Genomic DNA, 7,707 nt, shown 5'->3' on the forward strand with positions numbered 1-7,707 from the left:
CTCTCCCCCTCTCCCCCTCTCTCTCCCTCTTTCAAGTTAGATACAAGCTTCTACAGGCGCGGATAAAAATTTGACATAAAAAAACCTCAAGCTGTTGTTTGGCAACATTTTGAGGATTTCAAGGCTCGATGCGATCGCAGAATCAACTATCTATTCTCAACAAATCATGATTGTTGACTCCGTTTTCGACCGGGCAAACACACGATCGAGCTAAAAATTTAGCTCTAAATGGTTTAGTAGCGACGAGAGGAGCGGTCGTTGTTGCCCCAGTTACCGCTGTTAGAAGAACCACGTTCTTCGCGGGGTTTTGCCTTATTGACTTTGAGGTCGCGACCCATCCACTCAGCACCGTCAAGAGCCTCAATGGCGGCGGTTTCTTCTGCTTCAGTAGACATTTCTACAAAAGCGAAACCGCGCATCCGACCTGTTTCACGGTCAGCAGGCACTTGAATGCGCTTGACTGTGCCGTACTCACCAAAAGTTTGGCTGAGGTGCTCCTGCGTTACTTCGTAGGATAAATTGCCGACATAGATTGACATTGAACATTCTCCAGAATCGAGGTTGTAGAGATTTAAATCCGGAGGAACGCCGATCGAACGAACTGTACTGCCGAAAATAAAGCTTTGTGAAAACAATCATAGCACCTATACTTGTAAACTGCAATTTTTTGAGCCGATCGATCCAAAAGAATGCCGCAAGCTTTTGGGCGAGACGAAAAAACCCGAATCTAGCAGGAAAAGCTGACCATAAATTAATTGAATTATCCTGGTTTGCCAGGAGTTCCCGAGAACGCCGTTCTTTCGGTGCGTCTGGGTCACAACTGCTAGGGCGAGAGAAGTTTTGACGAAAATAGAGCAACCGGGGATTGTGCCGTACTTGACTGCCTTGAAACCCGGTTCCTTAACAAAAAATTACGATTTTGCCGGAGTCTGTGGGACAAAACCCAGGTAATGAGATCGATCCGGCTAGGTGAGTATGTCAAATCCCAAAGTCACAGCCCAGATAGAGAAGTAACGGCGACAGTGGATTTGGCCCAATTAAATTCCTCAACCCCTGCGGCAACTTCTGCCACAGCCGGCGCTGCTGTTTCGGCCCCCACCAACACCAATTGCACCGCACAAGCTTTTAACTCTGGCTGTTTGGAATCGGGACAACTTGCCGAATGAGTCATAGCATTGGCTTCAGCTTCTTCGGCCCACAAAGCACCCCAGTGCATCGGTACAAATAGCGTACCAGGGGCGATCGCCTTAGTAACTTTTGCCGGAAACCTAGCCTTACCGCGGCGCGATCGAACTTCCAACAAATCCCCCTCATTAATCTGCAATTTCGCAGCATCGCGCGGGTGAATTTCCAAAAACGGATCGGGGTGCAATTGATTAATTTTCTCAGTTCTACCCGTGCGCGTCATCGTGTGCCAGTGTCCGTAAAGTCTCCCCGTCGTCAACACAAACGGATAGTTAGGATCTGGAGGTTCAGCGAGTCCCCGCGAGTGATAAGCCGAAAATTTTGCCCGCCCGTCGTCGGTGTGAAAACGCCTGTCAGTATACAGCCGTTTCGCTTCATTGGCTGGGTACGGAGGCTCGTTTTCGGGACAGGGCCACTGCTGGGGGCCTTGGAGGCGCAAATATTCGTGACTCAGGCCAGTTACATCGCAAGGCCTGCCCCTAGTCAACTGCACAAACTCTTGATATACGTCAGCGCTGCTGTCGAAAGCAAAATGTTCCGCAAAACCCAAGCGGCGGCCGACTTCTGCAAAAATGCTCCAGTCGTCGCGCGCTTCCCCTAAAGGAATGTCGAAACCTGGGCCGAGAGTAACGCGGCGTTCGGAATTTGTCATCACTCCGGTTTTTTCGCTCCACTGCGTGGCCGGCAGCAGGATGTGAGCGTAGGCTGAGGTTTCCGTAGGATAATAAGCTTCTTGATAAATCGTCAAGGGCGATCGCAGTAAAGCAGCCTTTGTCCGTTCCAAATCCGGCATACTCACTACCGGATTAGTAGCTGCAATCCACAGCAACTCGACATCGCCAGTTTCCAATCCCAAAATCATCTCCCAAGCAGTGCGGCCCGGATTTGGGGAAATGCTTCCCGGTGCAATTCCCCAAAACTCCTCGACTTGGGTTCTGTGTTCGGCATTTTTCACAAATCTGTAACCGGGGAGTAGGTGAGAGAGTCCTCCGGCTTCCCGCCCTCCCATCGCGTTTGGCTGGCCGGTGAGGGAAAACGGGCCGCATCCCGGTTTGCCGATTTGACCGGTCATCAAGTGCAAATTAATTAGCGATCGCACCTTGGCCGTACCTTCGGAGGACTGGTTGATGCCCATCGACCACAGCGACAAAACCCGCTGCGACTGTTCCCAATAACGGGCAGCCGTTTCTAAATCGCTAACACTAATACCGCAGCGCGAGGCGACAAAATCCGGCGTGTAGCTGCTAATAACTTCCGCAAAAGCTGAAAAATTTTCCGTGCAGTCTTGAATAAATTCAGGGTCTATTGCCCGTTTTCGCAACAGTAAATATGCAATTCCATTGAACAAATCTATATCCGTACCCGGCTTAATTGCTAAGTGCAAATCTGCCGCTTCAGCAGTCGGAGTCCGCCTCGGATCTACCACAATCATCTTGACATTTGGATTTTTTTTGTGATATTTTGCCAAGCGGTTGAACACAATCGGATGGCATTCCGCTGTATTGCTACCGACAATAAAAGCACAATCTGTTAATTCTAAATCGTCGTAACAGCAAGGCGGCCCGTCCGAACCAAAGCTTTGAATGTATCCCGAAACTGCTGAAGACATACACAAGCGAGAATTCGCATCAAAATTATTTGTACCCAGACAACCTTTCATGAGTTTCTGAGCAACATAATAATCTTCTGTTACGAATTGACCCGAACCGTAAACGCACAAAGCATCGGGGCCAGTGGTGCTGCGAATTGTTTGGATGCGGTTAACAATGGCATCGAAAGCTTCGTCCCAACTAGCGCGGCGGAAGGGTTGGTCGAGAGTGTCTCGCATCATCGGATAAAGTAGCCGATCGCTCCGAATGGACTCTGCTACCGTTGCTCCCTTAATACAAACCATACCCTGACTTGATGGGTGATTGCGATCGCCTCGAACTTTCCAACTTTGTTTTTTGTCGGGAACAACTTCTAGACCGCAACCTACACCGCAGTAAGGACAAAGAGTTTTTATAGTTTCCATCTGGTGATTTTAGATGCTAATTTTTGAAAGCTCATGGATAATAGGTAATTTGTCATTATAATCAGAACAAATTGTTCCCAACAATGTATCAATTATTACAAAATCACCCAAAAAATGCTTCACAGCAGCGGAAAATACCCTGATTTAAAATTAACCGCTGTCTTACTAAAACTCGCGATCGCTCTTATTTGCAGCCAGTTTATGACAGTTTATAACTCCCCTGTAAAACAGCGGGTGAATACACTAATTACCAAAAACGGAAACCAGACACTCCTGATTCGATATCCCAAATTTTGCACTTCCGCTAAAGCTGCCAGATTTATCTGTGAAATAAATTTTTAAGCTCAAATTTTGAATGCGAAAATCGACTGACTTGGTTGTTCATAGCAATCTAAGAGCCGCGCGGGGGAAGCTTTCGCCTACTTGGCTGTTTTAACTTCTAATACGCCGCTGGGGCTAAAATTTACTTGAAATTCAGCCGTTGTTCGATCGCCTGCGACGACACCTGCTGGAGTTTGCAAAACCGGCAGAGGCGTTTCTTTGACAAAATCTTTAGCTGCTTGATTTGTGGGATCGAACTGTAGGATATCGCCGTTTTGTTTCACTTTGACCCGATAAGTCAAACTTTCGGTAAATGTCGGAGTTGTCCTCCAATTTTGGTCAATTTTTGCATATAACTGGTTTGCGATCGCATCGAGTTCGGCTTTGTCAGAAATCCCCGATCCGGTGCTGTTAGTCGCAGCAATCGGCGCAGGACTCGCAACAGGCGCGGGACTCGCAGCAATCATCGGCGCAGGACTTGCAACAGGCGCAGAGCTCGCAGCAACAGGCGCAGAGCTCGCAGCAATCGGCGCAGGACTCGCAGCAACAGGCGCAGGGCTAACCGCAACAGGCGCAGGGCTGGGGGGAGAACTCACAACCGCGGCCACAGTCGGCGCTTGCAGTGCAGTTTCTCCTAGTTTCGCTTGCTTTAGCTGGCTGGAAACCGCAGACATATTGACGGCTGCTAAAGTAGCCATTGCTACCAACCACGACACTCCGAAGATAGCGCCTTTGAGCGGTGAAGCTTCTACGGGTTCAGTAGCATGAGGCATAAAAGATACCTCTGGCTTTGGCTTGTCAGCAACTGCAGGCTTTTTGCCAGCAGGTACTGGCAGGGGTATCGCGACGGTTTCTGTTTCCGATTCCGTTGCTTCATCTTCTTCGTGGTGGGCGTAGCGAGAAAACAGGAACTCCAAAGCAAAGTTCCGCAGTTCGTAATATCTGGGGTCTTCCATTACCCGAGTCCGGTTGCGGGGACGGCTGAAGGGAATGTGCATATCTTCGCCGATGGAAGCGGCGGGGCCGTTGGTCATCATCACGATGCGATCGGCTAAAAACAAAGCTTCATCAATATCGTGAGTAATCATGATGACGGTAATTTTGTGCTCGCGCCAGATTTTGAGCAATTCTTCCTGCAATTCTTCCCGCGTAATCGGGTCTAGAGCTCCGAAAGGTTCGTCCAAAATCAACAGTTTGGGGCGAGTTGCTAGAGCTCGGGCGATCGCCACCCGCTGTTTCATCCCCCCGGACAATTGGCCCGGTCTTTTATTAGCAGCTTCGGTCAGCCCCACTAATTCTAAGTTTTGTTTGACGATCGCATTGTGTTCCTCTGCGGACTTGTCAGCATAAACACTTTCAACACCGAGGTGGATGTTTTCAGTAGCAGTCAGCCAAGGTAGTAGGGAGTAGTTTTGAAACACCACCATGCGATCGGGGCCGGGTTCAGTAATCGGCGAACCTTCCAGAGCAACTTCTCCGCTGGTCGGCCCGTTGAATCCCGCAATCATGTTCAGCAAAGTTGATTTGCCGCAGCCGGAGTGACCGATCAAACAAATAAATTCGCCTTCATTAATAGTCAGGTTTACACCGTCGAGAATGACAAAAGGTTTGTCAGGTTCTTTCTGATTTTTGTAGACTTTGGATACGTTTTTTATCGTTAAAAAACCGGGTTTTCCTGTCTGAAAATTAGTAGTTTCGGGAGTTGTTAGAGTTTGCATATTTTCAGAAATTGGCTTGTGTTTTTGAGGATTAGACATGAAGCTTTTAGATTGAGAGGGATTTTGGGAGTTGTGGAAATCGGAAAATGTGGAGTCTTGTTTCCTAATTCCTTACTCCTCATTTCCTCTTCCTATTTACTGGTTATGCAGGGATTTTGATAGAACACTGACTGCCTATTTGTTCAATTAAGATTTCTTCAATGCGGAGGCCGCGCTTGATTTTGACATTCTGAAGATAGTTGATCGGGTCGTCTAGATTAAAGACAGTGCCGTCAAATAGCTCGATCGTCCGACGAACTCTCGAAATATCCGGCAAACCCAACTCGCGAACTGCTTGACCGAAGACATCGGGCCGCAACACTCGATCGACCACTTCCACCCAGTTTTTCGGGAACGGAATCAGACCCCAGCGGGCCATCTGCGCCATCACCCACACCATTTCTAGGCGGTCTGGACAATTGGTTTGGTCAACGTAGAACTGGTTGAAGTTGTAGAGCATTTCGGGTTCGGCCTCGGTGCCGCAGTTGTACGGATCGAGGAATCCAGGGCGGATGTTTTTGGAGTCTGCGCCGATGTATTGTTCTTGACAAATCAATCCCAGCACTTCTTCGCGGTTGCGGCGATCGTCGCAGTAGTCGCAGGCTTCCAAAAGCGCTTTGACGAGGGCGACGTGGGTTTGAGGATATTTCTGAGCCCAATCTTCGGTAACACCGAGAACTTTTTCGATGTGTCCGGGCAGAATGTCGAGGGAACGGGCGATGACAAAACCACTACCGTCGTTGACTGCGTGGGTGTTCCAGGGGTCGCCGGCGCAGTAGCCGTCAATGTTACCTGCTTTTAAATTCGATACCATCTGCGGGGGCGGAATCACGGTCAAGCCCACGTCGAGGTCGGGGTCGATGCCGCCGGCGGCCAGCCAGTAGCGGAACAGCAGATTGTGCATGGAGGCGGAGTGTACCGTCCCCAAGGTGTGAGCTTTGTCGGGGGTGCTGGCGATCTCCGCTTTGAAATCCTCTAATGTCCGAATACCTTGTTTGTAGAGGTGTTTGCTCAAAACAATCGAATTGCCGTTGCGAGACAGAGTGAGGGCGCTACAGACTGGCACCGGGGCTTCGCCGTCCAATCCCAACAACATGGCGATCGGCATTCCTGCGACCATTTGCGCCGCATCCAGCCGTCCTTGGGCTACGCCTTTGGCAATTGCTTTCCAGCTTGGTTCGCGCACGAGGGTAACTTCTTCTAAGCCGTGGGCTTTGAAAAATCCTTTTTCTTTGGCTACGACTAAGGGCGCGCAGTCGGTGAGGGGAATAAACCCGATGTCGAGGTTGACTTTTTCCAGGCCGTTGCGGGCGATCGCAGGTAGTTGTTGTTGGGCCCGGCGTTGTTTGACGCGCTTTTGCTGGTTGAGGAAGTAAACAATTTCGTTGCGTAGCGCGTAGTAACTCGGATGGTTGACAACTTCCATGCGCTTGCGGGGGCGGGGAATGTCCACTTCGAGGATTTGTCCGATTTGCGCTTCCGGGCCGTTGGTAAGCATGACAATGCGATCGCTCAACAACAAAGCCTCGTCAACGTCGTGAGTTACCATCACGCTGGTGACTTTGCTTTCCTGGCAAATTTTCATCAACTGGTCTTGCAAACCGCCGCGAGTTAAAGCATCAAGAGCACCAAAGGGTTCGTCTAACAGCAGCAATTTCGGGCGAATCGCGAGGGCGCGGGCGATCGCAACTCTTTGTTTCATCCCCCCAGAAATTTCCCCAGGCCGTTTTTTGGCAGCTTGTCCGAGTCCTACTAATTTAATATGGTGTTCTATGACTAATTCGCGCTCTTCTTGAGTGTTACCGCTGTAGATTTCATCCACTGCGAGGGCGATATTTTCGCGAACAGTCAGCCAAGGAAGCAGCGAATAATTTTGAAACACCACCATCCGATCCGGGCCTGGATCGCGGACTTCGCGCCCTTCTAAAGTAATCCCGCCCTGACTTGCATTGTCGAGACCGGCGATGATATTTAGGAGTGTGGATTTGCCGCAGCCAGAGTGTCCGATTAAGGAGATGAATTCTCCCTTTTGAATTTTAAGTTCGATATTTTTGAGCGCGATGTATTGCCCGCCATTGGGCAGATTAAATACGCGGTCTACGTGGTCTACTTCAACAAATATTGACATGATTTTTTTAGGTAGTTTTTACTTGGTAGGTGCTAATTATTTTAATTGGGCATTGGGTCGAAGAGCATTGGGCCGAAGAGCATTGGGCCGAAGAGCATTGGTTATTGGTTATTGGTTATTGGTTATTGGTTATTGGTTATTATAGAAGCTACTAACTACTAACTACTAATTACTAACTCCTAACTCCTAACTTCCAACTCCCAACTCCCAATTCCCAACTACTAACTACTAACTACTAACTACTAACTACTAACTACTAACTAATAACTAATAACTCATCACCCATGCCCCATGCCCCATTC

4 protein-coding genes are annotated in these 7,707 nt (G+C 49.1%); all 4 read right to left on the reverse strand.

Features of this window, described 5'->3' with window-relative positions; translation table 11 throughout:
* Nucleotides 1-233: 233 nt before the first annotated feature.
* Nucleotides 234-539: an RNA-binding regulator gene (locus AACV78_RS15030; RefSeq protein ID WP_194012852.1), complete on the reverse strand. Its 306-nt coding sequence runs from the start codon at nt 537-539 to the stop codon at nt 234-236.
* Between the two features lie 452 nt (nt 540-991).
* Nucleotides 992-3,199, reverse strand: coding sequence for a molybdopterin oxidoreductase family protein (locus AACV78_RS15035; RefSeq protein WP_194012853.1), 2,208 nt, complete (start codon nt 3,197-3,199; stop codon nt 992-994).
* Between the two features lie 419 nt (nt 3,200-3,618).
* Nucleotides 3,619-5,277 (reverse strand): nitrate ABC transporter ATP-binding protein, encoded by a 1,659-nt coding sequence (locus AACV78_RS15040; protein WP_194012854.1) that lies wholly within the window; start codon nt 5,275-5,277, stop codon nt 3,619-3,621.
* A gap of 103 nt (nt 5,278-5,380) precedes the next feature.
* Entirely contained in the window at nt 5,381-7,405 is a 2,025-nt protein-coding gene (locus tag AACV78_RS15045) for an ABC transporter ATP-binding/substrate-binding protein (protein ID WP_194012855.1), read from the reverse strand.
* Between the last annotated feature and the right edge of the window lie 302 nt (nt 7,406-7,707).

Origin of the sequence: Tychonema sp. LEGE 07196, from assembly GCF_963890365.1 — a bacterium.
Lineage (GTDB): Bacteria > Cyanobacteriota > Cyanobacteriia > Cyanobacteriales > Microcoleaceae > Microcoleus.

Excerpts from the sequence above, each read along its gene's own strand:
- AACV78_RS15030 (WP_194012852.1), bottom strand. The coding sequence starts at position 539 with ATGTCAATCTATGTCGGCAATTTATCCTACGAAGTAACGCAGGAGCAC.
- AACV78_RS15035 (WP_194012853.1), bottom strand. The coding sequence starts at position 3,199 with ATGGAAACTATAAAAACTCTTTGTCCTTACTGCGGTGTAGGTTGCGGT.
- AACV78_RS15040 (WP_194012854.1), bottom strand. The coding sequence starts at position 5,277 with ATGTCTAATCCTCAAAAACACAAGCCAATTTCTGAAAATATGCAAACT.
- AACV78_RS15045 (WP_194012855.1), bottom strand. The coding sequence starts at position 7,405 with ATGTCAATATTTGTTGAAGTAGACCACGTAGACCGCGTATTTAATCTG.